We start from the raw sequence: 25,897 nt of genomic DNA on the forward strand, positions 1-25,897 counted from the left end.
CCTTACTGTTGAAGCGGGTGCTGCCGTGACGGCAGCACCCGTCGGGTTTCAGGCGCTTTTCAGCAGCCCGTCGCTGACTTGGCCGAGGTGGTAGTCGGCATCGCCGAACTGCAGGTTGATCAGTGTCAGCCGCTTGAACAGGTGCGCGGCGAACATCTCGTCCGTGACGCCCATGCCGCCGTGCAACTGGACCGCCTGCTGGCCCACGTAGCGGGCCGACTGGCCGACCAGGGTCTTGGCCATCGACACGGCTTCGCGCCGTTGTTTGCGGTCGTCGGAGTCCGCCATGCTGGCCGCCAGGATGGCCATGGATTTGGACTGCTCGGCGGCGATGAACATGTCCGCCAGACGGTGCTGAATGACCTGGAACTTGCCGATGGGCATACCAAACTGCTGGCGGGTCTTGACGTACTCCATGGTGGTCTCGTTGAGCGCTTCCATGGCGCCGACGGCTTCGGCGCACAGGGCGGCGATCGCCCGGTCCACGCCCTTCTCGATGATGGGCATGGCCTGGCCACGGGCACCGATGCGGTCGTCGTCACTGACCATCACGCTGTCGAGGATCACGTCGGCCACCCGGTGACCGTCATGAGTGGTGTATTCCTCGATCTCGACGCCGGAAGTGTCGTGGTTGACCAGGAACAGGGACACCGGCTCTGTCGGCCGCCCGCCCCGGCGCCCGGAGACGATCAGGTAGTGGGCGCCGGCGGCATTCAGAACCGCTGTCTTGCGCCCGTTCAGGATGTAGTCGTTGCCGTGTTTCTGGATCTCCGTTCTCACGTAATCCAGGTTATGACGCCCGCCGGGTTCCTGATGGGCCAAGGCCAGGAATTCCTCGCCGGTAGCGATTTTCGGCAGGATCCGCTCTTTCTGCTCGTCGGAACCGGCATCCTGGATGATGCCGCCGCCCAGCACAACGGTGGACAGGTAGGGTTCGACCACCAACGCACGGCCGAAACTTTCCATCACCAGCAGGGTGTCCATCGCATTACCGCCCAGGCCGCCGTATTCCTCCGGCAGGGTGTAGCCCAGCAGACCCATTTCCGCGAACGCGTTCCAGGTCGGCTTGTCCAGACTCTGGCCGGCGGCAATGATCTCCTTGCGCTTTTCAAAGCCGTATTCGTTGGCCAGGAAGCGACGCAGGGAGTCCTGCAGCATTTGCTGTTCTTCGGTGAGATTGAAATTCATGATGCGCGCCTCCTTACAGTCCCAGAACCCGTTGGGCGATGATGTTGCGCTGGATCTCGTTGGACCCGCCAAAAATCGACAGCTTGCGCATGTTGAAGTAGTCGCCGGCGGCCGGTGTGGCGTCGGGCGAGCCAACGCGGGATCCGGGGTAGTCCAGCTCCAGCGCTTCCGGAATGTGCGCCAGGGCGTCGGGCCCCACCGCTTCCATCATCAGCTCGAACAGCGCCTGGCCGATCTCGGTGCCGCGAATCTTCAGGATCGAGGCCTGCGGACCGGGACCGTTCTCATCGGTCAGAACGCGCAACACGGTCAGCTCCAGGGCCTTAAGCTCGATCTCCAACTGAGCCAGGCGGTCGCGGAAACGGGTGTTTTCAATGAGCACCCGGTCGCCGTCCGGCTGCTCCTCGGCAATTTCCCGGAGCCGTTTCATCATGGCTTTCCACTGGCCGACGTTGGCCAGGCCGGTGCGCTCATGGCCCAGCAGGAACTTGGCGTAGGTCCAGCCCTTGTTCTCCTCGCCAACGAGGTTTTCCACAGGCACCTTCACGTTGTCGAAGTAGACCTCGTTAATCTCGTGCTCGCCGTCGAGCATGATGATCGGCCGCACGTCGATACCGGGGGTGTTCATATCGATCAGCAGGAAGGAAATGCCTTCCTGTGGCTTGCCCTCGTTGCTGGTGCGCACGAGGCAAAAGATCCAGTTGGCGTGCTGGCCCAGGGTGGTCCAGGTCTTCTGACCGTTGACGATGTAATGATCGCCTTCGCGAACTGCCTTGGTCTTCAGCGAGGCGAGGTCGGAACCGGCGCCGGGCTCGGAATAGCCCTGGCACCACCAGTCCTCGCCGCTGAGGATGCGCGGCAGGTACTTCTGCTTCTGCTCTTCATTGCCGAAGGCCATGATCACCGGGGCGACCATGCGCAAGCCGAAGTCCAGCTGGCGTGGTGCACCGGCGAGGGCGCATTCCTCCTCGAAAATCAGCTGTTCGACGGGCGACCAGCCCGGCCCGCCGTGTTCCTTGGGCCAGGACGAAGCGCCCCAGCCCTTGTCGAACAGAATCTTCTGCCAGCGCTGGGTCATCGCCTTGTCCGGGCGCAGGCGTTTTTTGACGCGGTCACGAATGTCTTTGGGGAGATTGTCTTTCAGGAACCGGCGCACTTCCTCGCGGAAGGTCGCCTGCTCGGGGGTATAGTTCAGGTCCATGGCTAACCTCGTTGTCAGGTCGACGTCTGGAAACGCTGTCTTGTTGTGGGTGCTCGTTTTAAATGTAGCTGATGGTTTGGCTTTCGGTGGTGGCCGGATTGATGCCAGGGTTTCCAGGCCGTGATACCTGGCCTGGAGTGACCGGTTACGCTCCCTCTCCCCTTGCGGGAGAGGGCCGGGGAGAGGGGGATCGGTTGTCTTGGCGCCCGGTGAATCCAGGTGCAGACGTCCAACTCGTCTCCCCCTCTCCCCAAACCCCTCTCCCGCCAGGGGCGAGGGGCTTAAAAGACCAAACCTCGGCGATATCAGGCGACCTCAAACAGCCCGGCTGCACCCATACCGGTGCCGACGCACATGGTCACCACCACGTACTTTACGCCGCGCCGTTTGCCTTCGATCAGCGCGTGGCCGACCAGGCGGGAACCGGTGGTGCCGTAGGGGTGGCCCACGGCGATCGCGCCGCCGTTGACGTTCAGGCGATCCATGGGGATGCCCAGCTTCTCCTGGCAATACAGCACCTGGACGGCGAAGGCTTCGTTCAGCTCCCACAGGCCGATGTCGTCAACGGTCAGACCGTGGCGTTTAAGCAGTTTGGGGACCGCAAACACCGGGCCGATGCCCATCTCGTCCGGCTCACAGCCGGCCACGGCAAAGCCGCGGAAGATCCCCAGTGGCTCGATGTTGCGCTGCTCCGCCAGAGTGCCGTCCATCAGCACGCAGGCGGACGCGCCGTCAGAGAACTGGCTGGCGTTACCGGCCGTGACCACACCGCCGGGCATCGCCGAGCGGATCTTGCTGACGCCTTCCAGGTTGGTGTCCGGGCGGATGCCTTCGTCCTGGCTGACGGTGACTTCCTTCGTGCTCAACTGGCCGGTGGCCTTGTCCGCGACGCCCATGGTGGTGGTGATGGGCACGATCTCGTCGTCGAATTTGCCGTCTTCACGGGCCTGGGCGGCCAGTTGCTGGGAGCGCACACCGTACTCGTCCATGGCTTCCTTCTTGATGCCATAGCGCTCCGCGACGGTTTCCGCCGTCTGCAGCATGGACCAGTAGAGTTCCGGCTTGTGCCTGGCCAGCCAGGGTTCCATCAGGTAGTTCTGGTTGACGTTGGCCTGGACGGTGGAGATGGACTCCACACCGCCGGCGACCATCACGGGCACCTTATCCACAGCGATGTGCTGGGCGGCCATGGCAATGGCCTGCAGGCCGGACGAGCAGAAGCGGTTGATAGTAGCGCCGCCGACGGTGACCGGCAGACCGGCGCGGATCGCGCCCATGCGGGCCACGTCGTTACCGGTGGAGCCCTCCGGTAGCGCGCAGCCCATCAGCACGTCTTCGATTTCGTTGGGATCGACCTTGGAGCGCTCGACCGCGTGCTGGATGGCGTGGCCGGCCAGGGTGGCGCCGTGGGTCATGTTCAGCCCGCCGCGCCAGGACTTGGCCAGCGGCGTACGGGCGGTGGATACGATGACGACATCATTGGACATAACAATTCTCCTGTTGGCGGGCCTGCCCGGGGGCAACCCCGCTTGAATGCGTTGACCGGATACGCGAGTTATTTGGAGCGCTCATCGAAACGCTTGCCTTCGGCGGCGCAGCGCGCCAGCAGCGGCGCCGGTTCCCAGAAGCCCGGCTGGGTGTGGGTGTCGGCGAAGGGTTCCATGGCGCGGACCACATTGGGCAGGCCCACTTCCTCGGCGTAGTGCATGGGGCCGCCGCGGAACACCGGGAAGCCGTAGCCGGTCAGGTACACCATGTCGATGTCGGAGGCGCGCTGGGCGATGCCCTCGTCCAGCAGGCGGGCGCCCTCGTTGACCAGGGCGTAGACGCAGCGCTCGACGATTTCCTGGTTGCTGATCTTGCGCGGGGTGATGCCCAGCTCGGCGCGGACCTCGTCCACCACCTTGTCCACTTCCGGGTCGTGCAGGGCGTTGCGGTTGCCCGGTTCATAGCAGTAGAAGCCGGCGCCGGTCTTCTGGCCGTAGCGGCCCATCTCACACAGGCGATCGGCGACGACCATCTTCGTCATGTCCGGGTGCTCGGCATACAGGCGCTTGCGGATGGCCCAGCCGATGTCGCCGCCAGCCAGGTCTGCCATTCGCAGCGGGCCCATGGCAAAGCCGAACTTCTCGATGGCCTTGTCGATCTGCTGGACGGTGGCGCCTTCTTCCAGCATCAGGATGGCTTCGCGCTGGTACTGGTTGATCATGCGGTTGCCGATGAAGCCGTCGCAGACGCCGGAGACCACAGCGGTCTTCTTGATGGTCTTGGCCAGTTTCATGGCGGTGGCCAGCACGTCCTTGGCGGTCTTGTCGCCACGAACCACTTCCAGCAGCTTCATGATGTTGGCCGGGCTGAAGAAGTGCAGACCGATGACGTCTTCCGGGCGTTTGGTGAAGCTCGCGATCTTGTTCAGATCCAGGGTGGAGGTGTTGGAGGCGAGGATCGCGCCCGGCTTGCAGGTCGCGTCCAGCGTCTCGAAGACGGACTGTTTGACGCCCATTTCCTCGAACACCGCTTCGATCACCAGATCGACGTCCTTCAGGTCGTCATAGGACAGGCTGGGCGTGAGCAGATCCATGCAGGCTTTCGCCTTGTCTTCGCTCATCTTGCCTTTCTTCACACGGCCTTCGTAAACCTTCTGGATGGCCGCCACGCCGCGGTCCAGGCCTTCCTGCTTCATTTCCACCAGGGTGACCGGGATGCCTGCGTTGAGGAAGTTGATGGTAATGCCCGTACCCATGGTGCCGCCGCCGATCACGCCCACTTGCTTAATGTCGCGGGTTGGAGTGTCGCTGGGCACGTCGGCGATCTTGCTGGTCAAGCGCTCGGCAAAGAAAGCATGGCGCAGGGCCTTGGATTCCGGCGTCTGCAGAAGATTGGCGAAGGCTTCGCGCTCGACCGCCATGCCCTGGTCAAACGGCTTGGTGACGGCGGCTTCCACGGCGTCCACGCACTTCAGCGGCGCCGGGTAGTTCTTGGCGACCGCGCCCACGGTGTTGCGGGCGAACATGAAGAAGCCTTCCGGGTTGGCGTGGGTCGCTTTCAGGTCGCGCACGCGCTTGAGCGGCAGCTTCTCGGCAACGACCTTTTTCGCGTAAGACAGCGCGCCTTCGAGCAGGTCGCCGTCGACGATGTCATCGAACAGCGGGCTGCCCTGGAACTGTTTGGCCGGCACGGCGGCGCCGGAGACGATCATGTTCAGGGCGTGCTCGACGCCGATCACCCGCGGCAGGCGCTGGGTACCGCCGGCACCGGGCAGAATGCCCAGCTTCACTTCCGGCAGGGAAATCTGCGCGTCCGGCTTGGCGACGCGGTAGTGACAGCCCAGCGCCAGCTCCAGGCCACCGCCCATGCAGGCGCCGCTGATGGCTGCAATCACCGGCTTCTTCGCTGTCTCGAGGTAGTTAATGACGGTGGTCAGGATGGGCTCGGCCAGCATTTTCGGCGTGCCGAACTCGCTGATGTCGGCGCCGCCGGAGAAGGCACGGTCAGAACCGATCAGGAGCACGGCCTTGATAGCGTCATCGCTTTCGGCCGTTTTGATGCCATCCACAATCCCCTGGCGCAGGGTCAGCCCCAGGCCGTTCACCGGCGGGTTATCCAGGCGGATAACGGCGATCTCGCCGTTCACGTCGTAGTGCGCGCTACTCATCGCGTTGCTCCTTGTTGGCAGGCGGGGCGAACCATGGCGCCGACCCGCGCGAAAGATGGAAGACAGGTGCCGGAGTCGTCGGGTGATGGCTCCATACACTGGTGTATTGTTTTTCCGTACACTAATGTATGTTGTGGGTGCGGTCAACGCTTGGCCGGTTCATGTAGAATCCCACGTCATGATGTCAGGACAGGAACAGAGTGCTGTATGAGTGAAGCCAAAACCCGGAGTACGCGCAGACCGGCGTCGTCCGGCGACAAGACCCAGTTGACGCGCGATCACTGGCTGGACGCCGCCGCCGGTGAAGTGGCCTCCAGCGGATTCAGCCATCTACGGGTGCTGACGCTGGCCAAGAAGCTCGGCGTGACACGGGGCAGTTTCTACTGGCATTTCAAGGACCATGAGGATCTGGTGGTCAGCTTCCTGAATCGCTGGCGCGACCGCCGCCTGCACGAACTGCAGTATTGGAAGCCCCAGGGCGGGGACGTGGAAACCGAATTGCGCAAGATCCTCGAACTGCTGCTCACCGATGCAGCCCGCAACGTGCGCCGGTTGCAGGTGGAGTTGGCGGTGCGCGATTTTGCCCGCCGTAACGCGTACGCCGCCGAATTGGTGGCCCAGGTGGACGAAGCGCGGATCAACCAGAATTGTGAGCTGTTCAGCCGCATCAGCAGTGACCCGGAGCGGACGAAAGACCTGTCGATGCTGCTGTATGTTGCGACCATCGGCTCCCAGGTGGTCCTGACCGGCCGCAGCGGAGAAGAAGACGATATCGGCCGTATTGAGGACCTGATGGCGCGCATCGTGATGGGCCAGCGGGATGCATGACGGCTTCTTTAAGCTTTGGTAACGGCGCCGTAAATCGGGAACGTGATAGCGTGTCAGCAAACAAGGTGGCCAAGGAGTAACCGCCATGAAACGCTTGCTGATGACCGTCGTTCTGCTGACAGGTTCGGTCGGTGTCGCCCATGCCCATGGCGATCACCACCGCCATCGCGACCACGACTACCGTGACGATCACGACTACCGACATGATCACCATGACCGGTACGATCACGACGTCGTCGAGTATCGGGAGTACCGTGTGTACCGGGATTTGCCCCCGGGCCTTCGTAAAAAAGTCCACAGGGGCAGAGGGTTGCCACCAGGCTGGCACCGGAAGCTGCACCGTGGAGGCTATCTGCCTGTCGCCTACGATCGATACTGGGAAGTTCGCCACGTCGACCGCCACTACGATCGGGTCCACATTGAGGACAAGGTCTATCGGGTGATTCGAGATACCCGTGAGATTGTCGACATTCTGAACAATTCCTGAGGACGATCGCCATCGCGAGTCGTCTCTCGGAACCACGGTTTTACCGTTTGGTAACGGCCCCTGAACCGGGAACGTGATAGGTTGCCGTCAATCCAGATGGCCAAGGAGTAACCGCCATGAAACGTGTATTGATGACTGCTGTTCTGATGACCGGAATCCTGGGAGTTGCCCACGCCGGCAACGCGCACCATGACGATTTGCCGCCGGGCCTGCAAAAGAAAGCCGATCGCGGTGAGTCGCTGCCTCCGGGGTGGCAGAAGAAGCTGCACCGCGGCGATCATCTGCCCGACGACTACTATCGCTATGGGGATGTTCACCATGTGGATGATCGCTACGACAGAGTCCGCATTGAAGATAAGGTATACCGCGTGATTCGCGACACCCGCGAGATTGTCGATATCCTCAACAACTCCTGACGACAAGCGGTGTCGCCAAAGCGACAGGTGACGCCGCGCTGCAGCATTTCTTTTGGGGTTACGCTACCCTTTCGGTCCTGTTTCGAGGTTTTCGCGACAAGGACGTAGCCCATGCCCATCGCCGCACATTACTGCCTGACGGTCCTGATCTGGGGGCTGACCTGGACGGCGATTCGCCTGCAGGTGGAGTCGGCGCCTGTGGATATCTCCGTCTTCTATCGATTTGTGCTGGCGGCGGCGGTGACCCTGGGCGTGCTCAAGCTGGCGCGCCAACTTCCCAAATTGAGTCTGCTGCAGCATCGCTGGCTGGTGTTGCAGGGGCTGACCCTCTACAGCGTTAATTTCCTGCTGATCTACCGGGCTGCCGAGTCCATGACCTCCGGCCTGCTGGCGGTGGTGTTTTCCCTGGCGGCCCTGTTCAACGCCTTCAACGGTTGGCTGTTGCTGCGCCTGACGCCGAACCGGCGGATCTATCCCGCAGTGGCGTTGGGTGTGACCGGGGTGGCGCTGCTGTTCTGGACCGATCTGGAGTTGGGCAATGCCCGCGCTTCGGCCATCCTGTTCGCCCTGGCGGGCACTTACTGGTTCTCTTTCGGCAACCTGATCAGCCTCAAGGTCCGTGCGGCCGAGGTGCCGCTATTGGCGGGCAATGCCTGGGCGATGTTCTACGGGGCGGTGATTTTGGGGGTGTGGTGCCTGATCAAGGGCGTTGAATGGCAGTTGCCGGCCGCACCCAGCTTCTGGGGCGCGACGCTGTTCCTCGCCATTCCCGGCTCGATCATCGCGTTCTACAGCTACCTGACGGTGATCCGGACGCTCGGCGCCGACCGCGCGGGCTATGCCACCGTGTTGTTTCCGGTTGTCGCGCTGAGCGTGTCCACCTGGCTGGAGGGCTTCCAGTGGACGGCGCCCGCCGTTATCGGCGCCGTCCTGGCTTTGCTGGGCAACTACGTGCTGTTCCGCAAGCCGGCGGCCCCGAAAGCCGATGCCAGCACCTCCCGCCCCTGATTACTCAGCCAGGAACTCGTTCAGGTAGCCGGCCACTTCCGCTGGCTGCTCCTCCTGCAGGAAGTGGGCGGCGTCCACCTGTTCCACCCGGATGCTCTCGAAGCAGTCCTCGATGTGGTTCAGGTACTCGGGGATGATGACCTTGTCCCGGTTGCCGTAGATGTACAGCCCCGGCATCGGCCAGACGTGGCCCGCGGTGGTGGCCCAGCGCTTGGCGTCGTCGTGGAAGGTGCGGTAGTAGTTGGCGCTGGCGCCCGACGTACCGGGGATGCGGAACATGCGCACGTATTCCTGCAGGGCGTCCTCGGGAAAGCCGTCGCGGCTCCAGGTGCGCAGGAAGTGCTTGAGCCAGGTTTCCTCGTTGCCGGGTATCATGGCCTCCGGTAGATCCGGGGTCTGCAGGAAGTGCTGGTACCAGTACACGCTGCCACTGCCGGAGCGCACCGTCTCGATCACTTCCTGGTTGCCTTTCAGGTTGTTGATGATCGCGATGTTCATGATCACCAGTTTGTTCACACGGTCGGGGATCGCCAGCGCGATTTCCTGGGCGACGATGCCGCCCCAGTCGTGGCCGACCAGATAGAAGTCGTCGATCTCCAGCGTGTCCAGCAGCGCCATGACGTCCCGCGCCAGGGCGGCTTTGCGGTAAGGCTCCTGGCCCGGGGTGCGCTCGCTGTCGCCCAGCCCGCGCAGGTCCGGTGCGATCACCCGCAGGCCCGGGTCCAGATGCTCGGCGACACCGGCCCAGCAATAGCTGCTTTCCGGCCAGCCATGGATCATCACCACCACGGGGCCATCGGCTGGCCCGCTTTCCCGATAGGCAAATTGTCCTCGCGGTGTTTCGAGGGTTTCCGGGTGGCTCAGGGGCATAGGCTCTCCGATGGATCGGCTTTCAGGTTCGTCAGCTTCCCACAATACACCCGTGTATGGAAACTCCTTGCCGGCCGGTTGCAACTACGCATAGTCGCCGGTACCGGTCTAGGCTATGGTCTGCAGCCCTTTGAGTTTCCTCCTGTTTGTTGACCGGAATTGCCATGTTACACACGTTTTTCGCGACCTATCTGAGTAGCGCCATCCGCTTCCTGTTCCTGCTGGCGCCGTTCTTCGTCGTCACCATGTTCCTGGCCCTGACCCGGGGTGATGACGCCGGCCAGAAGAAGCGGGTGATCAACCGATCGGTGTTTTCGGCGCTGGTCCTTGGACTGGTGCTGTTCTTCGCCGGCCCGTTGTTGTTCGAAGCGATCGGGATCACGCTCAATTCCTTCCGGATCGGCGCCGGATCGCTGCTGTTCCTGACCGCGATCAGCCTGGTGACCAGCGGCACCCGCAACCACGCCACCAGTCTGCCGGAGGAAAACCGGGACGATGTGGCGGTGGTGCCGCTGGCGATTCCCATCATCATCGGGCCGGCCACCATCGGTGCCATCCTGGTCTACGGCGCCGAGCTCAACACGGTGCCGGAAATGGCCGGTGGTGTGCTGGGGCTGGTCACCGGACTGTTGGCCCTGGGCGTGCTGCTGCACCTGTCGGGTTACCTGGAAAAGGCGTTGGGCAAGACCGGCTTGAACATCATGTCCAAGATCAGTGGCCTGATCCTGTCGGCGATGGCGGCGGAAATCGTGATGTCCGGGATCGCCGGTTTTATCCAGTCGGCGGGGCTGGTGGGCTGACCGGTGATCCGTTGCAAAAACGGGGTGACGGGTTCGGGTAAACCTGCGTTATCATCAGAAGTTCGCCGGAGGAATGCCTGAGGCATTCCCGAACCTGAATGGGGCGGAGGGCCTATGGATCTCGACAATCCTGCTGCGATCCACCGCATGGTACAGCTGTTCTACGCCAGCCTGCTGGATGATCCGGTGATGGAACCGGTGTTCATGGAGGTGGCTGGCGTGCATCTGGCCGAGCATCTGCCGATGATTGAAGGCTACTGGTGCAAGATGCTACTGGGCAAGGACACCTACCACCGCAACATGGTCTATCGCCATGAACGCGTCCACGACAAGTTCCCGCTGAGTCGTGAACACTTCGAACTCTGGTTCGACCATTTCAACCACACCCTCGACACCCACTTCGAAGGCCCCTATACGGAAAAGGCCCGCAAACTGGCGCGCCGGATCCTGCGTAACCTGGCGCGCTGGCTGAATGCCCGGGATGCCGAGATGGCGGCGGCTGCCGCAGACTCTTAGCTTAGTGCCCGCTCGTTTTATTGATCCACCGGGCAGCGGGTTTTGACCGGTGCCCAGTGGGGCGGATCGGCCACGCCCGGCATGTCGCCGGTGGTCGGCCGGATCGCTTTGAAAATCTGGCCTTTGTAGGTCACCCACTGGCCGACCGTGTAAGTGTCGGAGAACGTCCAGTCCGGCGCCGGCTGGCAGTCCGCTTCTGACCGATCGCCCGGTTCGCCCAAAACGGCGTCCTGATCGTCGGCTGTGCCGACGGCGCTGCCGGTGTTCTTGCCATGGCCTTTCGCTTTGGCGGGGGCCTTGCAATCCGGTTCCTTGTCCAGCGGTTTCCACGCGAAGCCGCCCCCGTCCGGGCGCTTGCCTTCCTGCCATTCCTGGGCCGCCCACCATTTGCCGTCGTAGAACACGATTTCACCCGCGTCGTAATAGCGGCTCGGCAGCCAGGCGTTGTCTTCCGGGGCGCAGCTGCGCTCAAGGGCGCTGGCGTTCAGGGCGGTGAGAGAAAGCAGGAAAAGCAGCAGGGTAGCCGTCAATCGCATAGGGTCGTCCATCCGGGCGAATCCGGAGACCGCCCTGTAGTGAGGTTGTTGTGGTGCCAGACTGCCCGGGAAAGGCGGCGGGATCAAGCGCAATGAGTGACGTGCGTGCCGCCTCCGTAGTTCCCCCGGTGGTTGCCGCCGCTGCCATCGGTTACGCTTGCCGGTTCGTCATCGTCCGGCGAAGGAATGGAAGAGGAGTAACGAACATGCAGCAATGGCTGATTCTCGGTGCCGCGATCTGCTTTGAGGTGATTGCCACGTCGGCCCTGAAGGCGTCGGAAGGCTTCTCGAAATTCTGGCCGTCGCTGCTGGTGGTGGTCGGCTATGGGCTGGCGTTTTACTTCCTGGCCCTGACCCTGCGTACGATTCCCGTCGGCATTGCCTATGCCGTTTGGGCCGGTGTCGGCGTGGCACTGATTACCCTGATCGGCTGGCTGGTGTTCAACCAGACGCTGGATCTGGCGGCCGTGATTGGCATCCTGTTCATCGTGACCGGGGTGCTGATTCTCAACATCTTCTCCAGGGTCACGCCGCACTGAACAGGATGCCCGCGCCGGTCAGTCCTCATCCGGACCCTGTTCCGGGCCGCGGGCTTCGGTGCCCATGTGGTAGGTGGCAAAGCCGGCCATGACCACCTGATCCACCGCCATGCCGATTACGCGCCCGTCCTGTTCCGCGCGGATCGGGTGCTGGGCGTTGGTGATCGGGTCGGTGACGATGCCCAGCACCTCACCGGCCACCACTTCGTCCCCCAGATCCACATCGCTCACCAGGATGCCGCCGTGCTTGGCGCGCAGCCAGGTGGAGTTGTAGTACACCGGCTCCGGTTTGCCCCATACGAACAGCCGGGAAATCATGCCCTGCTTTTCCAGCAGGCTGTTGATGCTGTTGACCCCCGCCTTGATCTGGTTTTCCTGGATGCGCAGCGATTCCCCGGCTTCCATGGTGACGGCGACGATGCCGTGGCTGGTCGCCGCCGTGCGCAGCATGCCCGGTGTCCCCTGGCTGTGGACCACGGCCATCTTGTCGAAACCCTCGGTGAATGTCGCCACTGAGCTGATGTGCATGTCCGCCCGCAGCTGGGCCAGGTTGGAGCGCTTGAGCGAGCCGGTGTGGATGTCCACCAGCATGTCGCAGTGGCGGATCACGTCGTTGAACAGAGAATAGGCCACGCGGGATGCCAGGCTGCCGTTGGGATCACCGGGAAAGTTTCGATTCAGGTCGCGCCGGTCCGGCAGATAGCGGGAGCCGCGCTGGAAGCCCTGCAGGTTGACGATCGGCACGCCGATCAGCCGACCGCTCAGCTCGTCCGCCTGGATGTCGTACATGACCCGGCGAATGATCTCGATGCCGTTCAGCTCGTCCCCGTGGACGGCGCCCGTCAGGCACAGGTTGGGCCCCGGCCGCGCGCCGTTGATCACGAGTACCGGCGTGGGCTGGTTGAGGCCCGCCATGGTGGTGTCCGGCGTCCAGCCCAGGCGGGTGGTGGTGCCCGGGCGGACTTCGGTACCGAGGATCACCAGCGGTTCGGCCGGTGGTGCTTCCTGCGGCGCCTCGTCGGTAGCGGTCTGTTCGTCGGCCGTTGTGGAATCAGGGCCGGGTGTGGCGGCGTCCGCGCCGGGTTCTGTCGGTTCCGTTGTTGCCGAGTTACCAGTTGCTTCCGGCGATTGCTCGGGTGGAGGCGATTTGGGGGCCGGTTCCGGAGTAGGCGCCACCTGTTTCAGGTCAACGTTGGGGGCAATCCGGGTCGGAGTGGCCTCGGCCTCGTCCGGTGGGGTGGCGGCCGCTTCCGACGTGCTTTCCGCTCCGGCGGTTTCCGTGGCCGTGTTCTCAGCGGCTGGCGCGGCCTGGCTGGCCTCGATGTCCTCCACACTCTCGTCTTCCGACAGTTCCACGGGATGAGGCTGTTCCGGCGCCGGTTCCTGGGCCCAGAGGGTGGCGCTGAAGAGCACGGCGCCCAGGGTCGGCAGGATTCGGCGGGGACGCACGGACAGCGAAGAAGACGGCAACATGTCGGGTATTCCTTGAACGACTTAACTCACGGCGAAGCGCCTATTCTGCCTACGACCGCGGATCAACAACATTAAGATCCTGTTGCCTTCCGGCGCCGGATCAGCCACCCGTAAATCGTCAGGTTGATCAGGACCACGCTGACGCCGAGTGCAATCTGGACCGTGCGGGTCAGGCCCGGTGGATAGATTAAAGGTAGCAGGTAGTGAGCAATGAAGCTGCCGCGGTAGCCGGCCTCACCGGCCCATTGCCGCAACTCGATTTCCAGGGGTGTGAGTGGGCAGAGCCAGCCGTTGAGCATGACCAGCGTCGCCCAGACCAGGGCCGGCACGTGTAGCCAGACGAAACCGCGCCGCCACAGGATGAGCAGGCCTCCGAGGACGGCAAACGCGATAAACAGCAGGTGCAGGACGAGGACGGCATCCGCCGCCAGGCGCCAGATCATCGGGGCTTAAACGGGAAAGGCTGGCCGGCCTTGGGATGACCGGCCAGCGGGTCCGGGTCAGCGACTCTTGATGTCGCCGTTTTCATCCGAAATGACGATCTCGACCCGACGGTTCTGCTGACGTCCGGCCGAGGTGTCGTTGGTGGCTACGGGGTACTGCTCGCCATAGCCTTTCACTTCGACCCGGGATGAGGCGATCCCCGCCAGCATGAGGGCATTGCGCACGGATTCGGCGCGCCGCTCGGACAGCGTCTGGTTGTAGGACGCGGCGCCGGTACTGTCGGTGTAGCCTTCAACCCGCACCCGTCGTTCCGGGTACTCGTTCATGAAATCCGCCAGTTTTTGCACCGTGCGTTCGCCGGCAGGCTTGAGGTCCGCCTTGTTCACGTCAAACAGCACGTCGCCCAGGGTCAGGACCATGCCGCGCTCGGTCTGTTTGGCCTGCAGCGCCGCCATTTCGGCTTTCAGGCGTTCCGCTTCGGATTGCGCCTGCTGGGTCTTCATGGTCTGGGCCTGCAGGGTCAACTGATCGCGGCGGCTTTCCGCCGATTTGATTTCCTCCTGCAACCGGGCGCGTTCGCCCTGCTGGCTGGCGATCTCGGCGTGGCGATTGGCCAGGTAAGCGGCCTGTTCCACCCTGTCGGTGTCAGCGCCGTCCTCAAGCAGGTTCTCGGCCTTCTTCAGGGACAGCTCGGCTTCGCGCAGTTGGGTCGAGCCGGCGCGGGCGACGTAGGGATCGTCGGCGATCGCCTGATAGGAGGCGCGTGCCTCGTCCACCTTGGCATTCTGCTGGGGAGTACTCGCGCAGGCGGTGAGCAGGGCGGACAGCGCCAACGCGGAACCCGACATCAATATCCGTTTCGTCATGATGATAACCTCCTGGAATCCGCTGTTACTGCTGCGCCTGGTTCAGACGCTGGCGCAGCTGTTCGATGTTGGCGTTGATTTCCTCGACGGCCTTACGGGCCTTCGCGGTTTCCGAGCGGGCGGCCGCCAACTGGGCGTCAACGGTGGCCTGCTGCAGCAGATCCCCCGCCTCGTTGAACTTCTCGTCTTTGATCAGTTGCTCGGCATCCGCCACCTTGTTCTGGGCCCGGTTCAGCAGCACTGGTTCGAAGTCGCGGGCGTCGGAGGATTCCGCCTGCTGGATGGCGTTCTCAGCAGCGGTCTTGTCTTCGGTGGGAATCTTTCCCGAACTGGCGCAGGCTGCCAACATGGTCGACAGCCCCAGGGCCAGTGCCAAACGGAGGTAATAAGTCTGCCTTATCATTCACCCTCTCCTTGTGCTTGCGGTTGTAGGTCCAGCCTGCATGGCTGCTCGTCACTCGCCGATTGCCCCTTTCTGGGAGGGGCTGTTTCACCAGGAGCACACTTCTTGACTACGATTAAAAATAGCAGCTGGCTTTTATTTCTGTATGAAAAATGTGCAACTTGACGGGGTGGATCGTCGGGCTGTACGCATGCGCGCGCCGCGGCCCTGAGGCAGGCTGACCGCGGTTCCGGCACCCTTACGATCTGGTCATATTCCTGATTTTTCAGCGATTACCAGCTGTTGGCGTCTGCGGAAACGCGATCACCGGCCCGGACCAACAAGGGGGAGGCAGGATGTTTGAACTGAATCGCCATGGCGTCACCGTGAGCTGTGTGCAGGGGGACATCACCCGGCAGCCGGATCTCGACGCGGTCGTGAACGCGGCCAATGCGGAATTGCGACCCGGTGGCGGCGTCGCCGGGGCCATCCATCGGGCGGCCGGGCCGGAGCTGGATGCGGCCTGCCGTTCCCTGGCCCCGATTCGGCCGGGGGATGCAGTGATCACCGCGGGATATGGTTTGCCCAACCCCTGGGTGATTCACTGCCTGGGTCCGGTGTATGGCCGCGATACGCCATCAGACAGCCTGCTGGCGGACTGCTACCGCAATGCAGTGGAGCTGGCGGACAAGGAGCAGCTGCACTCCATCGGCTTTCCCGCCCTATCGACCGGAGCCTTTGGTTATCCCATGGAGGCGGCGGCCGAGGTGGCTTTCCAGACACTCTTGGCGCTGTGCGCGTCCCTGAGCCATGTGCAGCAGATCCGTTTTGTGCTGTTCAGCCACGACGACGCGGCCCTGCATGGACGGGTGTTGCGGCGGGTTGGGGTATCCAACTGAGCGTGGGGATCAGCGGAGGGCCCAGTGCTCGCCGTCCCGTGTTGCCCGGCCATCTTTTTCCAGCTTCAGCAGGTGCGCCAGCAGCGAGCGCGAGGCCAGGCCATGCAGGGCCGGCGCGGCATCGGCGTAAGCTTCCGGCACCAGATCGTCGAGCGGCGCGGGTCCGGTTTTGCGTAGCGCCCGGATGACCTTGCGCTCGCGGTTCAGACGGTGGGTGACCAGCAGGTCAATCACGATCTGTGGATAAGCGAGCAGGAAGCCGTGCCCCGGCGCGATCCAGTCGATCTCTTCTTCCAGCAGATGATGCAGGGAATCCAGGTAGTCCGCCATGTCGCCGTCCGGTGGATTAATGACGACGGTTGAGCCTTGCATGATGTGATCGCCGGAAAACAGCATGCGCTCGCCTTCGTGCAGGAAGCACAGGTGGTTGGAGGCATGGCCGGGCGTGTGCAGGATTTTCAGCCGTGACTCCGTCAGCGTCATCCATTCACCATGGGCGGGTTCGTGGTCGGGCACGAATGACGTATCCTGGAAGCCGTCGTCCGGTGGCGCTAGGCCAATCAGCGGCGCGCCGGTGGCCTCCTTGAGTGCGCGGGCGCCGGGGCTGTGATCGCCGTGGGTGTGGGTGACGAGGATCGCCCGTACGCGGTTTTCGGTGCGTGTTAGCAGACGTTCGATGTGTTCGGCGTGATAGGGGCCGGGATCGATGATCAGGGCGCCGTCGGCGTCGTCGATCAGGTAGGTGTTGGTGCCGGGGCCGGTCATCACGCCCGGGTTGGGGACGGTCAGGCGCCAGATGTGTTCGCCCAGGCGCACCCAAAGGCTGGGTTCGATCGTCGCTTCTGCGGTGCCGTAGCCTTGCGGATCGCGTTTGCGCACCTCGGGATAGGCGGCATCGCCGGGATCGAGGGTAACCAGATCGCCATTCTTGCGGGCTGGCCAGGGTTCGGTGGGAAACGGCTGTGGCCGGTTGCGCTGGGCGTCCGCCAGGGCGTCGTCCAGTCGGTCAAAACGGGCCAGCCGGCGCAGGACGGTCAGCGTCGGGGCGCCGAACTGCCGTTTGCCCATGCGATGCTCTTCCAGCGCCCGTTGCGGGTTGAGCCAGCAATGGTCGATGGTTTCCCGGCCGTCGTGGGCTGCGACCTGGTCCTCCGGCGCCTGCGCCACGAAAAACCGCGTGTCGAAGCGGCGAGGAGCGCCGGGCGGTGTGACCCAGTGGTCGATGTAATGCAGTCGGTCCAGTGGCAGGGTCAACGCATGGGTCCGGCAGACGTCCGCCATCGGCCGGTTGCCGTGCATGATGGCGTGGCGGTCCTCGTCCAGGGCTGGATGGTCGGCGCCGATGGGGGTGCCGTCGTCATCCAGGGCCAGCAGCAGGCCTGCTTCTTCGAAACACTCGCGGATGGCCGCCACCAGGTAGCCTAGTCCGTCGGTGTCGATGCCCAGCATCTGGCACGCGGACGCTTCGGAGTGGCCGGTCAGCCAGGGCATCAGGTCCGGGTGGGTGTCGATGGTGTCCACGGCGCCGCCGGGAAACACGTAATAACCGGGCAGGAACGCGGCCTGGTGACTGCGCTGCAGCATCAGGACTTCGAAGCCGTTGGCGGCCTCCCGCAGGAGCGCCAGCGTTGAGGCAGGTCGCGGTTGCATCATGGTGACGTTCGCTGACTGGAGAATGAAAGCATCAACGATAGCGCGCCTTGAATGCGAATGCGACCGTGGCGGTAAACGCGTAGACTACGGCTCCTTTTGTCTCCAACGTGTCACGAACGAGCAGGATTATGGCCCGAGTTCAACTCTCCTTTCCCGATGACGTTTTTGTTTTCTCGACGGAAATGCCGGTGCGGATCACCGACATTAACGGCGCCAGCCACCTGGGCAATGATGCCCTGATTTCCATGCTGTCCGAGGCCCGGGCGCAGTTGCTGGTGAAGTACGGGATCGGGGAGGTGGATCGGGACGGTGCCGGGATCATCGTGACGGACCTGGCCACCATGTATCAGTCGGAGTCGTTTTTTCCGGAAGTGCTGCGCTTTGAGATCGGGCTGACGGATTTCAATAAATACGGCGGGGATTTCGTGTTCCGGGTGACCAAGGCGGAGTCCGGGCAGCCGGTGGCGCTGGCCAAGTACGGGTTTGTTTTCTTCAACTATCGGGAGAAGAAAGTCGTGCCGATGCCGGAGGCGTTTCGGGCTAAGTTTCCTTAGGCCTTATCAAAGTGATTTGGCTTGGGGGGCGGGAAGCGAATGGTCATCCTTGCCTGCGCTGCATTAGACGGCCGTCCCTGGCCGGCTAATGCGACCGGCACGTCCCTGTGCCTCCTCCGGCAAGGATGACCATTCGCTTCCTTCATACCTCGAGTTGACGTGACCGGTTTCAGGCTGGTTCGGCGACGGCCGTGCGCAGCTTCACCATGCCCTGCCGATAGAACAGATAAGCCTGCGTCCCGGCCGCCAGGTTGCCCACCAGCGCCCCGCTGAGCAGCCCTTCGATGCCGCCGATCTGCGATCCGATCCAGAGGCAGGGCAGGTAGCACAGGAACAGCCGCAGCACCGAGACCAACAGGGCCCGCATCGACAGCCCCAGCGCGTTGCAGACCGACACCATCAGCATGCACACCCCCAGCCCGCAGTAACTCAGCGGCACTCGCACCAGGTAGCTGTGCAGGACGGTGGTGACCGACGCATCCGCCGTGAACAGGTCCGATACGAAACCGGACAGTGCCAGCCACACCAGACCGATGGCCAGTTGCCAGATCACGACGAAGCGAACGGCAATGCGCACCAGCTTGCGGATGCGGTCGATATCGCCCGAGCCCAGGAAGCGGCCGATCATGGGCGGCATGGACATGGTCAGGGCCAGCACCACGACGATGGAGAAAAACTCGAGCCGGGTACCCAGACCCCAGGCGGCGACGGCCGCGGTGCCGAAACCGGCGACCAGCGCCGTGGCGAGGCTGGCGGCGAGGGGCGGCATCAACTGGCTCATCATCGCCGGGGCCATGATCCCTCCCAATTGACGCACGGCGGGTCCGAGGGTCAGGGCCGACAGGTCAAAGCGCAGCCAGCCGCGCTTCAGCAGTTTGGGATAAACCCCCAGGATGCCCACGGTGAAAGAGGTCATGGTGGCCAGCGCGGCGCCGGGCAGGCCCCAGTCGAAGACGAAAATGTACAGCGGGTCCAGCGCAATGTTGACCAGGCTGGTGGCCACCATCATGTAGCCGGGCAGGCGGGTATCGCCGTGGGAGCGGCACACGCTGTAGCCGAAATAGGCCATGGCGCCCAGCCAGGCGGCACCCAGCCAGGGGATCCAGTAGGTGGAGATCAGCGGCATCAGGCCGGGCTCGGCGCCCAGCAGTTTCAGGATGGGGTAGCGGGAAAGCCAGAGCAGGCCCACCAACAGCAGGACCATGCCGCCGCCAATGAAGACCACGAGACCGCCCAGCCGTTCGGCCCGGGTTTCATCGCCGGCGCCCAGCGTGCGGGAGATGATGGCCGTGGTGGCGATCCCCAGTCCCACCTGCAGGCCGATGATCAGTTGCTGCATCGGTACGGTGAAACCCAGCGCCGCCAGCGGATCCCGACCCAGTTGCCCGATGAAGATGCTGTCCACCAGCTGGAAACTCATCAGCGATAGCACGCCGAACAGCATGGGCCACGTCATGACCAGCAGTTGGCGACCAAGGGGGCGGTTGGGGTCGATTTGGGCTCTCACGTCAGCGGGAAACCTGCGGGTCCGGACACAAAATGAACGGGCAGTTTACCAGCCGGAGCCAGGAAGGGCAGTGCGGGATGACCGGGGCCCACAGGCCCCGGCGCATTGACGATGGATCAGAGAACGGCGAGGGCCGCCTCGTAATCCGGCTCGTCCTTGATTTCGCCGACGAGCTGGCTGTGCAGGACGGTGTCGTTCTCGTCCAGCACGACGACCGCGCGGGAGCACAGGCCTTTCAGTGGGCCGCTGTTGATGGCCACGCCGTAGTCTTCGCGGAAGTCGTCGTTGCGGAAGGTGGACAGGGTTTCCACGTTTTCCAGACCCTCGGCGCCACAGAAGCGGCCCGCGGCGAACGGCAGGTCAGCGGAGATCACCAGCACGACGGTGTTGTCGAGGCTGCCGGCCTTTTCGTTGAACTTGCGGGTGGACGCCGCGCAGACGCCGGTGTCGACGCTGGGGATGATGTTCAGGATCTTGCGTTTGCCGGCCCAGGCGCTCAGCCCCTTGTCTTCCAGGCCGCTGGTGGTCAGCGAGAAATCCGGGACTTTGTCGCCCTTGGCAGGGAATTGACCGCCGATCTCCAGCGGGTTGCCATCGAGTGTGACCTTGCTCATGAAAATGCTCCTTGTCGTTTGGCCGTACTTGAGTGATGGATCGTTTTACCACGCCTGGCGCAAAACGGATCTGTCGACTTTTGGATTAGGCGTCGGCGAAAACCGTGAGAGAAGTCTAGACCGGAATTCGTCCTGGAGGTTCGGAAATCAGGTGTCCGGCGGTTGGCGTGGACTGACTGCTCATCGTCAGGTGCGAGTCGACGCCGAACCCTTATCCTCAGCCATGACTGGGCACGACGTCAAAACTGGGCGCCGGGTAGCGGGCGGTGCGCAGCAGGTAGGCGACACCGGCGGCCAGGGCGCAGCCGGCAATGATGCCGGCCATGGTCTGGCTGGTGCCGTTATGCAGGTGACCGACCAGGGCGCCGGTGCCGGCGGCGGCCGCCATCTGGATAAAGCCATACAGCGCCGAGGCGGATCCGGCCATGTGCGGGAACGGCGCCAGGGCGCCCGCCATGGTCTGGGGCATCACCATGCCCACGCCGATCATGAACACCATCTGCGGCAGGATCACGGCCGCCCGGGTGAACACCTCCGCCCAGGCGAGCCCGGCCATCAGGGTGCCGCCGGTGACGGCGATGATCAGGCCCAGGCGCAGCATCTGGTCGGGCGACAGGCGACGGCCCAGTCGGGCCGCCAGAAAGCTGCCAGCCATGTAGCCGAACACCATCACCGAGAAATAGGCGCCGAAGGCTGTCGGCGACACGCCCAGGAAATCGATCAGCACGAAGGAGGCGCCGGACAGGAACGCGAACAGGCCGGAGAACAGCAGCGCGTTGGTCAGTGCGTAGCCCTGGAACGACCGGTCGCAGGCAACGGTCCAGTAGTTCCGGACAAGGTTCGCCGGCTTCAGGGTTTGTCGGTAATGGCGCGGCAACGGCTCGGGCAGGCGCAGCGCGATGATCAGGCTCAGCGCTACCGCGTAGCCTCCCAGTGCCAGGAAGATCGACGGCCAGCCGAGTCCGGCCAGCAGGATCCCGCCCAGGGTCGGCGCCAGCGCCGGCGCCACCGCCATGATCGCCGCCAGCAACGCCATGATGCGGGCGGCTTCCCGGGGGCTGTGGATATCTCGCACGGCGGCCCGGCCCAGCACCGGTCCGGCGGAGCCGCCCAGGGCCTGCAGGAAGCGGCACAGGGTCAGTGCCTCGATGCTTTCAGACAGGGCGCAACCGACGCTGGCCAGGGCAAACAGCAACAGGCCGCCCACCATGATCGGCTTGCGGCCAAAACGGTCTGCCAGGGGGCCGCAGATTAGTTGGGCCAGGGCAAAACCGGCCAGGTAGAGGCTCAGGGTCAGCTGGACCTGGCCGGTGTCCGCCTGCAGCGTCGCCCCCAACTCCGGCAAGGCCGGCAGGTACATATCCGTGGCCAGCGGTCCCAAGGCAACGGCCGCGGCGAGCAGGATTGTGGTGGACAGGCTGGTCAAGGACAGCATGAGCCGGAGGACTCCAGAGATTTGAGAAGGACTGCGAATAAATGTGTTCGTCAGTTATCAGGAGACAGCTTACGGAAAGACCGGCGTCCGATAACGGCCGGATCGTTCATTCGATATATGAATAAAAGTGATGGGTTATTGCGGCGGGTGTTCCGGCAGTTGGCTGGCGATCGTCAGCAGCTGGTTGCGGACCCAGCGCTGCGCCGGATCCTTGTGGTGGCGCTGATGCCAGAGCAGGTACAGACTGAAGGTGCGATGGCGGAAAGGCAGCGGGGCGACGGCAAAGTCCCGCAGGATGCCGTCCTTGAGACGCGCGGGCGCGGATGCCAGCAGCGGGGTATCCCGCAGGAAGGCCGGCAACCCCGAGAAGTTGGACACGGTCACCGCTGCCTCCCGGACCACGCCCTGGCTGGCCAGGACCTCGTCCATGCCCAGGCGCTCGCCGGTGTTAAAGACGATGGAGATGTGGCGGCTGGCCAGGTAATCGGCCATGTTGGCCGGCGCGTCCCGCTGGGCCGGGTCGTAGAACACCACCATGCGGTCGTCCAGCAGGCGGCGCTGGATGATGTCGCTGGCGGGCGGCGGATGCGGGGTGATCATCAGGTCGCACAGCTCCCGGCGCAACCGGTCCGGCGTGGGAATGCCGGACGGCATGACCTGCAGTTCGATGCCTGGTGCTTCCGATTGCAGCACCTTCGCCAGGGCTGGCAGCAACAGGTCGCGCTGGTAATCGTTGGCGGCGATGGTGACGGTCAGACGGGCTTCGGCCGGTATGAACGGCGGGCCCAGCGCCAGCCCACGCAGTTCCTGCACCAGTTGGCGCACGTGGGGACCGGTGTCCAGCGCGTAACGGGTCGGTGTAATGCCCCGGCCCGCCTTGACAAACAGCGGGTCACCAAGGGCCTGGCGCAGGCGGTCCAGCGTATGGCTGACCGCGGACTGGCTTACCCCGAGGGATACCGCGGCGGCGGACACGCTGCCTTCGTCCAGCACCGCCAGGAAGACGCTGAGCGAGCGGACATCGAGGTTGAATTGATCGATCGGATTCATGAATCGCAGTGTACGGCGGTTGTTCAGAGACGGCCAGCGTCGCATACACTGACTGGCAAGGTTCCATTCCCCGGCCCGCCGGATCGGGCCCTGAACAAGGCGAATTTCCCATGAGCATGCATCTGGCGTTCGATGTCTACGGCACCCTGGTGGATCCCCAGGGCATGAGCGATCACCTGAAAGCGGATTGCGGTGAACAGGCCGCCACGGTCAGCCGCCTGTGGCGGGAGAAGCAACTGGAGTTCTCGTTCCGCCGTGGGTTGATGCGTCTGTACGCGGATTTTGGCGTCTGTACCCGCGAGGCCCTGCGCCACGCCATGGCGCTGCAGGGGCTGACGCTGTCGAAGGCGCGGGAGGACGAACTGATGCAGGCGTACCTGACCCTGCCGGCCTTCCCTGACGCCAAACCCATGCTGGCGGAGTTGGGTGAGGTGTATCCCTGCTATGCGTTTTCCAACGGCAGCTACCCGGCGCTGGAAAAAGTGCTCGGCCATAATGGTTTGCGGGATTATCTGACCGGGTTGGTCTCCGTGGACGACATCAAGAGTTTCAAGCCCGACCCGGCGGTGTACGCCCACGCCCGGCGTGCCACCGGCGCCTACGACCAGCCGCTTTGTCTGGTGTCGTCCAATGCCTGGGACGTAATTGGGGCCCGCTCGGCCGGGCTGTCCGCGATCTGGGTGCAGCGGGACCCGGCCGTACCGTTCGAGGATTGGGGGCTGGCGCCGTCGGCCGTTATCCACAGCCTGCAGGGATTGCGTGAGGCCCTGGACGACATCGCCTAGTCCGAGCGCTCCGCCAGCCAGTCGGCGATCTCGATCCAGCTGGCTTCCGGCGCCTGACTGCCCGCCAGGATGCCCATGTGTCCACCGGGCACCACGCGGAAGGTCTTGTCGCTGGAGCTGACGTGGTCCATCACCCGTTTGGCGGCGCCCGGTGTGACCATGGTGTCGCCTTCGCCGGCAATGGCCAACAGGTTGGCGTGCACGTTCTCCAGCCGGGCCATGTCCTCGCCGATCTGGATTTCCCCGTCCGACAGCTGGTTGTCGATCCAGACCCGCACGAGCGTGTCCTGGATGATGCCGCCGGGGTAGGCCACCATGCGGTCGAGGAACGCCGAGGTGGTGGCGTGGTTGGTGACGAATTCCCGGTCTCCCAGGCGCAGCAACAGTTCCCAGTAGCCCATGGCACTGCCAATGGGGTTGGTCAGCTTGAAGCCGATGGTGTTGGCCCATCCCGGCGTGTGCAACCAGTGCGGGCGCACATCGTGAATGCGGAAGCCGGTATGGCGGCGCACCAGTCCCGCCACATCGCTGAAACGGCGGTACATCAGCCCCATCAGGCCGGAGGCGTGGCTGTCGATGGGCGAGCCCAGCACCACCGCGTTGCGGATATGGCGATCGCCGCTCAGGGCCGTGTAGAACAGGGTGAACATCCCGCCCATGCTCCAGCCGTGCAGGCTCAGGTCCTGCTCGCCGCTGTGCTGGCGCACGGCATCCAGGTAGCGGGGCAGCAGTTCGGCCACGTAGGTGTGCAGGTTGTAGTGGCTATGCCGCCGGGTGGGCATGCCCCAGTCGATCAGGTACACGTCGAAACCCCGGGCGCGCAGGTAGCGCACCAGGCTGCGTTGCGGGAAGAGATCGTAGATCAGCATGTTCACCGCCAGCGGCGGGACAATCACGATCGGTACGCGGTGGGTGGTGGGTTCCACCGGTACCGTATCGTCGCCCAGCTGGATGCTGAAACTCTCCAGCGGCGGGTAGTAGCGCAGGCTCACCAGGCCGTCTTCGGCCAGTGTCTCATAGGGCGTCTTGCCGGCCAGCACCATCTCCGCGGAGCGGAAGACGCGATCGAACGCGTTGCCGGCATAGTCCCGGGTTTGCCGGCTCAACCGGGCGCCGCGCTGCAGGGTGGACTGGATCAGGTTCACGGTCAGGTCCTGTTGGCGAAACATGGTCGCAGTGTAATGACTCAGGTCCACCAATCAGTGGCGGACCCGGCATCCACGTCGGGCATTTTGGCCAGTCGCTTGTTATCATGAGCGCCGGTTTCCCGATGCCTGAATGGACAACAACAATGCTGAGTTTTCTGCCCGCCCCGGTCCGGGGTGTCATTGCCGCCGTACTGCTCGCCATCAACACCGTTTTCTGGTGCGTGCTGCTCTACATTCCGGCGCTGCTCAAGCTGATTCCGATCAAGCCCTGGCAGGGCTTCTGCACCCGGATCATCATCATGATTTCCGAGGCCTGGGTGGCCTGCAATACGGGTTGGCAGATGCTGACCCAGAGCACGAAATGGGACGTCGAAGGGGCCGATAAGCTCCGCCGAGAGGGGTGGTACCTGGTGCTGTCCAACCACCAGAGCTGGGTGGACATCTTTGCCATGCAGCGGGTGTTCAACCGCCGGGCGCCGTTCCTCAAGTTCTTCCTCAAGCGGGAGCTGATCTACGTGCCGGTGATCGGCCTGGCCTGGTGGGGCCTGGATTTCCCGTTCATGAAGCGTTATTCCCGCGAGTACCTGATCAAGCACCCGGAAAAGCGCGGCCAGGACATGGTCTCCACCCGCAAGGCCTGTGAAAAATTCCGCTTTGCACCGGTCTCGGTGATGAACTTCGTGGAAGGGACCCGTTTCACCCCGGCCAAGCACGCCAAACAGAAATCCCCCTACAAGCACCTGCTGCAGCCCAAGGCCGGTGGGGCAGGGTTCGTGCTGGACGCGATGGGCGATTCGATCGAAACGCTGGTGGACGTGACCATTGCCTACCCGGACGGGGCGCCGAGCTTCTGGGATTTCCTCTGCGGCCGGGTGTCGACGGTTCGCCTGCGCATCGACACCGTGCCCATACCGGCTCACCTCAAGGGGCGGGATTACAGCGAGGATGCCGCCTTCCGTAAGGAGATGAAGGCCTGGCTGGGCAGCGTATGGTCCGAGAAGGACCAGATGCTGGAGTCGCTGAACGCCTGATTCAGGCGCGAA

The 25,897-nt window shown here is 63.7% G+C and carries 27 protein-coding genes; 11 read left to right on the top strand and 16 right to left on the bottom strand.

Translation table 11 applies throughout. From position 1 onward, the window contains the following. Nucleotides 1-48: 48 nt before the first annotated feature. The 4 genes from JL474_RS11155 to JL474_RS11170 form a co-directional block, all read right to left on the bottom strand. Entirely contained in the window at nucleotides 49-1,188 is a 1,140-nt protein-coding gene (locus JL474_RS11155) for an acyl-CoA dehydrogenase family protein (protein ID WP_203142125.1), read from the bottom strand. Nucleotides 1,189-1,201: 13 nt separating this feature from the next. Then, nucleotides 1,202-2,389, bottom strand: coding sequence for an acyl-CoA dehydrogenase family protein (locus JL474_RS11160; RefSeq protein WP_203142126.1), 1,188 nt, complete (start codon nucleotides 2,387-2,389; stop codon nucleotides 1,202-1,204). Between the two features lie 305 nt (nucleotides 2,390-2,694). Continuing rightward, nucleotides 2,695-3,876 (bottom strand): acetyl-CoA C-acyltransferase, encoded by a 1,182-nt coding sequence (locus JL474_RS11165; RefSeq protein ID WP_203142127.1) that lies wholly within the window; start codon nucleotides 3,874-3,876, stop codon nucleotides 2,695-2,697. Between the two features lie 68 nt (nucleotides 3,877-3,944). Then, nucleotides 3,945-6,044: a 3-hydroxyacyl-CoA dehydrogenase NAD-binding domain-containing protein gene (locus tag JL474_RS11170; RefSeq protein ID WP_203142128.1), complete on the bottom strand. Its 2,100-nt coding sequence runs from the start codon at nucleotides 6,042-6,044 to the stop codon at nucleotides 3,945-3,947. A gap of 207 nt (nucleotides 6,045-6,251) precedes the next feature. Between JL474_RS11170 and JL474_RS11175 the strand changes: the two genes are divergently transcribed. From JL474_RS11175 to JL474_RS11190, 4 genes are all read left to right on the top strand, one after another. Then, nucleotides 6,252-6,872: a TetR/AcrR family transcriptional regulator gene (locus JL474_RS11175; protein WP_203142129.1), complete on the top strand. Its 621-nt coding sequence runs from the start codon at nucleotides 6,252-6,254 to the stop codon at nucleotides 6,870-6,872. An 85-nt stretch (nucleotides 6,873-6,957) separates the two neighbouring features. Continuing rightward, nucleotides 6,958-7,359: a hypothetical protein gene (locus JL474_RS21530; protein WP_236012195.1), complete on the top strand. Its 402-nt coding sequence runs from the start codon at nucleotides 6,958-6,960 to the stop codon at nucleotides 7,357-7,359. A gap of 116 nt (nucleotides 7,360-7,475) precedes the next feature. Continuing rightward, nucleotides 7,476-7,775, top strand: coding sequence for a hypothetical protein (locus tag JL474_RS11185; RefSeq protein ID WP_203142130.1), 300 nt, complete (start codon nucleotides 7,476-7,478; stop codon nucleotides 7,773-7,775). 111 nt (nucleotides 7,776-7,886) lie between these two features. Next, a complete protein-coding gene (locus JL474_RS11190; RefSeq protein ID WP_203142131.1) occupies nucleotides 7,887-8,783 on the top strand; it encodes a DMT family transporter in 897 nt (298 codons plus the stop codon). Here JL474_RS11190 and JL474_RS11195 read toward each other — a convergent pair whose 3' ends face one another. Then, complete coding sequence (locus JL474_RS11195; protein ID WP_203142132.1) at nucleotides 8,784-9,653, bottom strand: alpha/beta fold hydrolase; 870 nt, start codon at nucleotides 9,651-9,653, stop codon at nucleotides 8,784-8,786. It abuts the gene before it with no gap. 164 nt (nucleotides 9,654-9,817) lie between these two features. Between JL474_RS11195 and JL474_RS11200 the strand changes: the two genes are divergently transcribed. Both JL474_RS11200 and JL474_RS11205 read left to right on the top strand, forming a co-directional pair. After that, nucleotides 9,818-10,453, top strand: a complete 636-nt coding sequence (locus tag JL474_RS11200) for a MarC family protein (RefSeq protein ID WP_123633828.1) — start codon at nucleotides 9,818-9,820, stop codon at nucleotides 10,451-10,453. A 114-nt stretch (nucleotides 10,454-10,567) separates the two neighbouring features. Then, nucleotides 10,568-10,969, top strand: a complete 402-nt coding sequence (locus JL474_RS11205) for a group III truncated hemoglobin (RefSeq protein ID WP_123633827.1) — start codon at nucleotides 10,568-10,570, stop codon at nucleotides 10,967-10,969. 17 nt (nucleotides 10,970-10,986) lie between these two features. Here JL474_RS11205 and JL474_RS11210 read toward each other — a convergent pair whose 3' ends face one another. Beyond that, entirely contained in the window at nucleotides 10,987-11,505 is a 519-nt protein-coding gene (locus JL474_RS11210) for a hypothetical protein (protein ID WP_123633826.1), read from the bottom strand. A gap of 206 nt (nucleotides 11,506-11,711) precedes the next feature. On the opposite strand from JL474_RS11210, the gene JL474_RS11215 reads away from it, so the two are divergent. Beyond that, nucleotides 11,712-12,044: a DMT family transporter gene (locus tag JL474_RS11215; protein WP_123633825.1), complete on the top strand. Its 333-nt coding sequence runs from the start codon at nucleotides 11,712-11,714 to the stop codon at nucleotides 12,042-12,044. Nucleotides 12,045-12,062: 18 nt separating this feature from the next. Here the strand turns inward: JL474_RS11215 and JL474_RS11220 are convergent, their stop codons facing one another. From JL474_RS11220 to JL474_RS11235, 4 genes are all read right to left on the bottom strand, one after another. Beyond that, a complete protein-coding gene (locus JL474_RS11220; RefSeq protein WP_203142133.1) occupies nucleotides 12,063-13,517 on the bottom strand; it encodes a succinylglutamate desuccinylase/aspartoacylase family protein in 1,455 nt (484 codons plus the stop codon). A 71-nt stretch (nucleotides 13,518-13,588) separates the two neighbouring features. Beyond that, on the bottom strand, nucleotides 13,589-13,960 hold the full coding sequence (locus JL474_RS11225; RefSeq protein WP_203142134.1) for a DUF2784 domain-containing protein: 372 nt from the start codon (nucleotides 13,958-13,960) through the stop codon (nucleotides 13,589-13,591). 57 nt (nucleotides 13,961-14,017) lie between these two features. Then, nucleotides 14,018-14,827 carry an OmpA family protein gene (locus JL474_RS11230; RefSeq protein WP_123633822.1) on the bottom strand — a complete coding sequence of 270 codons (810 nt, stop codon included), beginning with the start codon at nucleotides 14,825-14,827 and terminating at the stop codon, nucleotides 14,018-14,020. 25 nt (nucleotides 14,828-14,852) lie between these two features. Continuing rightward, nucleotides 14,853-15,230, bottom strand: coding sequence for a DUF4398 domain-containing protein (locus JL474_RS11235; RefSeq protein WP_123633821.1), 378 nt, complete (start codon nucleotides 15,228-15,230; stop codon nucleotides 14,853-14,855). A gap of 335 nt (nucleotides 15,231-15,565) precedes the next feature. Between JL474_RS11235 and JL474_RS11240 the strand changes: the two genes are divergently transcribed. Next, the gene (locus JL474_RS11240) at nucleotides 15,566-16,108 is read left to right on the top strand and encodes a macro domain-containing protein (protein ID WP_123633820.1); all 543 of its coding nucleotides are present in this window, start codon (nucleotides 15,566-15,568) and stop codon (nucleotides 16,106-16,108) included. 9 nt (nucleotides 16,109-16,117) lie between these two features. On the opposite strand, the gene JL474_RS11245 is transcribed toward JL474_RS11240, so the two are convergent. Next, the gene (locus tag JL474_RS11245; RefSeq protein ID WP_328797814.1) at nucleotides 16,118-17,761 is read right to left on the bottom strand and encodes an MBL fold metallo-hydrolase; all 1,644 of its coding nucleotides are present in this window, start codon (nucleotides 17,759-17,761) and stop codon (nucleotides 16,118-16,120) included. A 128-nt stretch (nucleotides 17,762-17,889) separates the two neighbouring features. On the opposite strand from JL474_RS11245, the gene JL474_RS11250 reads away from it, so the two are divergent. Then, complete coding sequence (locus JL474_RS11250; RefSeq protein ID WP_123633819.1) at nucleotides 17,890-18,315, top strand: thioesterase family protein; 426 nt, start codon at nucleotides 17,890-17,892, stop codon at nucleotides 18,313-18,315. A gap of 169 nt (nucleotides 18,316-18,484) precedes the next feature. Here the strand turns inward: JL474_RS11250 and JL474_RS11255 are convergent, their stop codons facing one another. From JL474_RS11255 to JL474_RS11270, 4 genes are all read right to left on the bottom strand, one after another. Continuing rightward, on the bottom strand, nucleotides 18,485-19,771 hold the full coding sequence (locus JL474_RS11255; protein WP_268890326.1) for an MATE family efflux transporter: 1,287 nt from the start codon (nucleotides 19,769-19,771) through the stop codon (nucleotides 18,485-18,487). A 167-nt stretch (nucleotides 19,772-19,938) separates the two neighbouring features. After that, complete coding sequence (gene tpx, locus JL474_RS11260) at nucleotides 19,939-20,436, bottom strand: thiol peroxidase (protein ID WP_203142135.1); 498 nt, start codon at nucleotides 20,434-20,436, stop codon at nucleotides 19,939-19,941. A gap of 217 nt (nucleotides 20,437-20,653) precedes the next feature. Beyond that, nucleotides 20,654-21,871, bottom strand: coding sequence for a multidrug effflux MFS transporter (locus JL474_RS11265; protein ID WP_203142136.1), 1,218 nt, complete (start codon nucleotides 21,869-21,871; stop codon nucleotides 20,654-20,656). A 135-nt stretch (nucleotides 21,872-22,006) separates the two neighbouring features. Beyond that, the gene (locus JL474_RS11270) at nucleotides 22,007-22,921 is read right to left on the bottom strand and encodes a LysR family transcriptional regulator (protein ID WP_203142388.1); all 915 of its coding nucleotides are present in this window, start codon (nucleotides 22,919-22,921) and stop codon (nucleotides 22,007-22,009) included. 110 nt (nucleotides 22,922-23,031) lie between these two features. Here JL474_RS11270 and JL474_RS11275 point away from each other — a divergent pair, with 110 nt between their 5' ends. After that, complete coding sequence (locus tag JL474_RS11275) at nucleotides 23,032-23,706, top strand: haloacid dehalogenase type II (RefSeq protein WP_203142137.1); 675 nt, start codon at nucleotides 23,032-23,034, stop codon at nucleotides 23,704-23,706. On the opposite strand, the gene JL474_RS11280 is transcribed toward JL474_RS11275, so the two are convergent. Beyond that, on the bottom strand, nucleotides 23,703-24,875 hold the full coding sequence (locus tag JL474_RS11280) for an alpha/beta fold hydrolase (RefSeq protein ID WP_203142138.1): 1,173 nt from the start codon (nucleotides 24,873-24,875) through the stop codon (nucleotides 23,703-23,705). The two genes, JL474_RS11275 and JL474_RS11280, sit on opposite strands and share 4 nt — an antisense overlap. Before the next feature lie 122 nt (nucleotides 24,876-24,997). Between JL474_RS11280 and JL474_RS11285 the strand changes: the two genes are divergently transcribed. Next, nucleotides 24,998-25,885, top strand: coding sequence for an acyltransferase (locus JL474_RS11285; protein ID WP_203142139.1), 888 nt, complete (start codon nucleotides 24,998-25,000; stop codon nucleotides 25,883-25,885). Nucleotides 25,886-25,897: the final 12 nt, after the last annotated feature.

Source organism: Marinobacter mangrovi (genome assembly GCF_016798325.1).
Lineage (GTDB): Bacteria > Pseudomonadota > Gammaproteobacteria > Pseudomonadales > Oleiphilaceae > Marinobacter_A > Marinobacter_A mangrovi.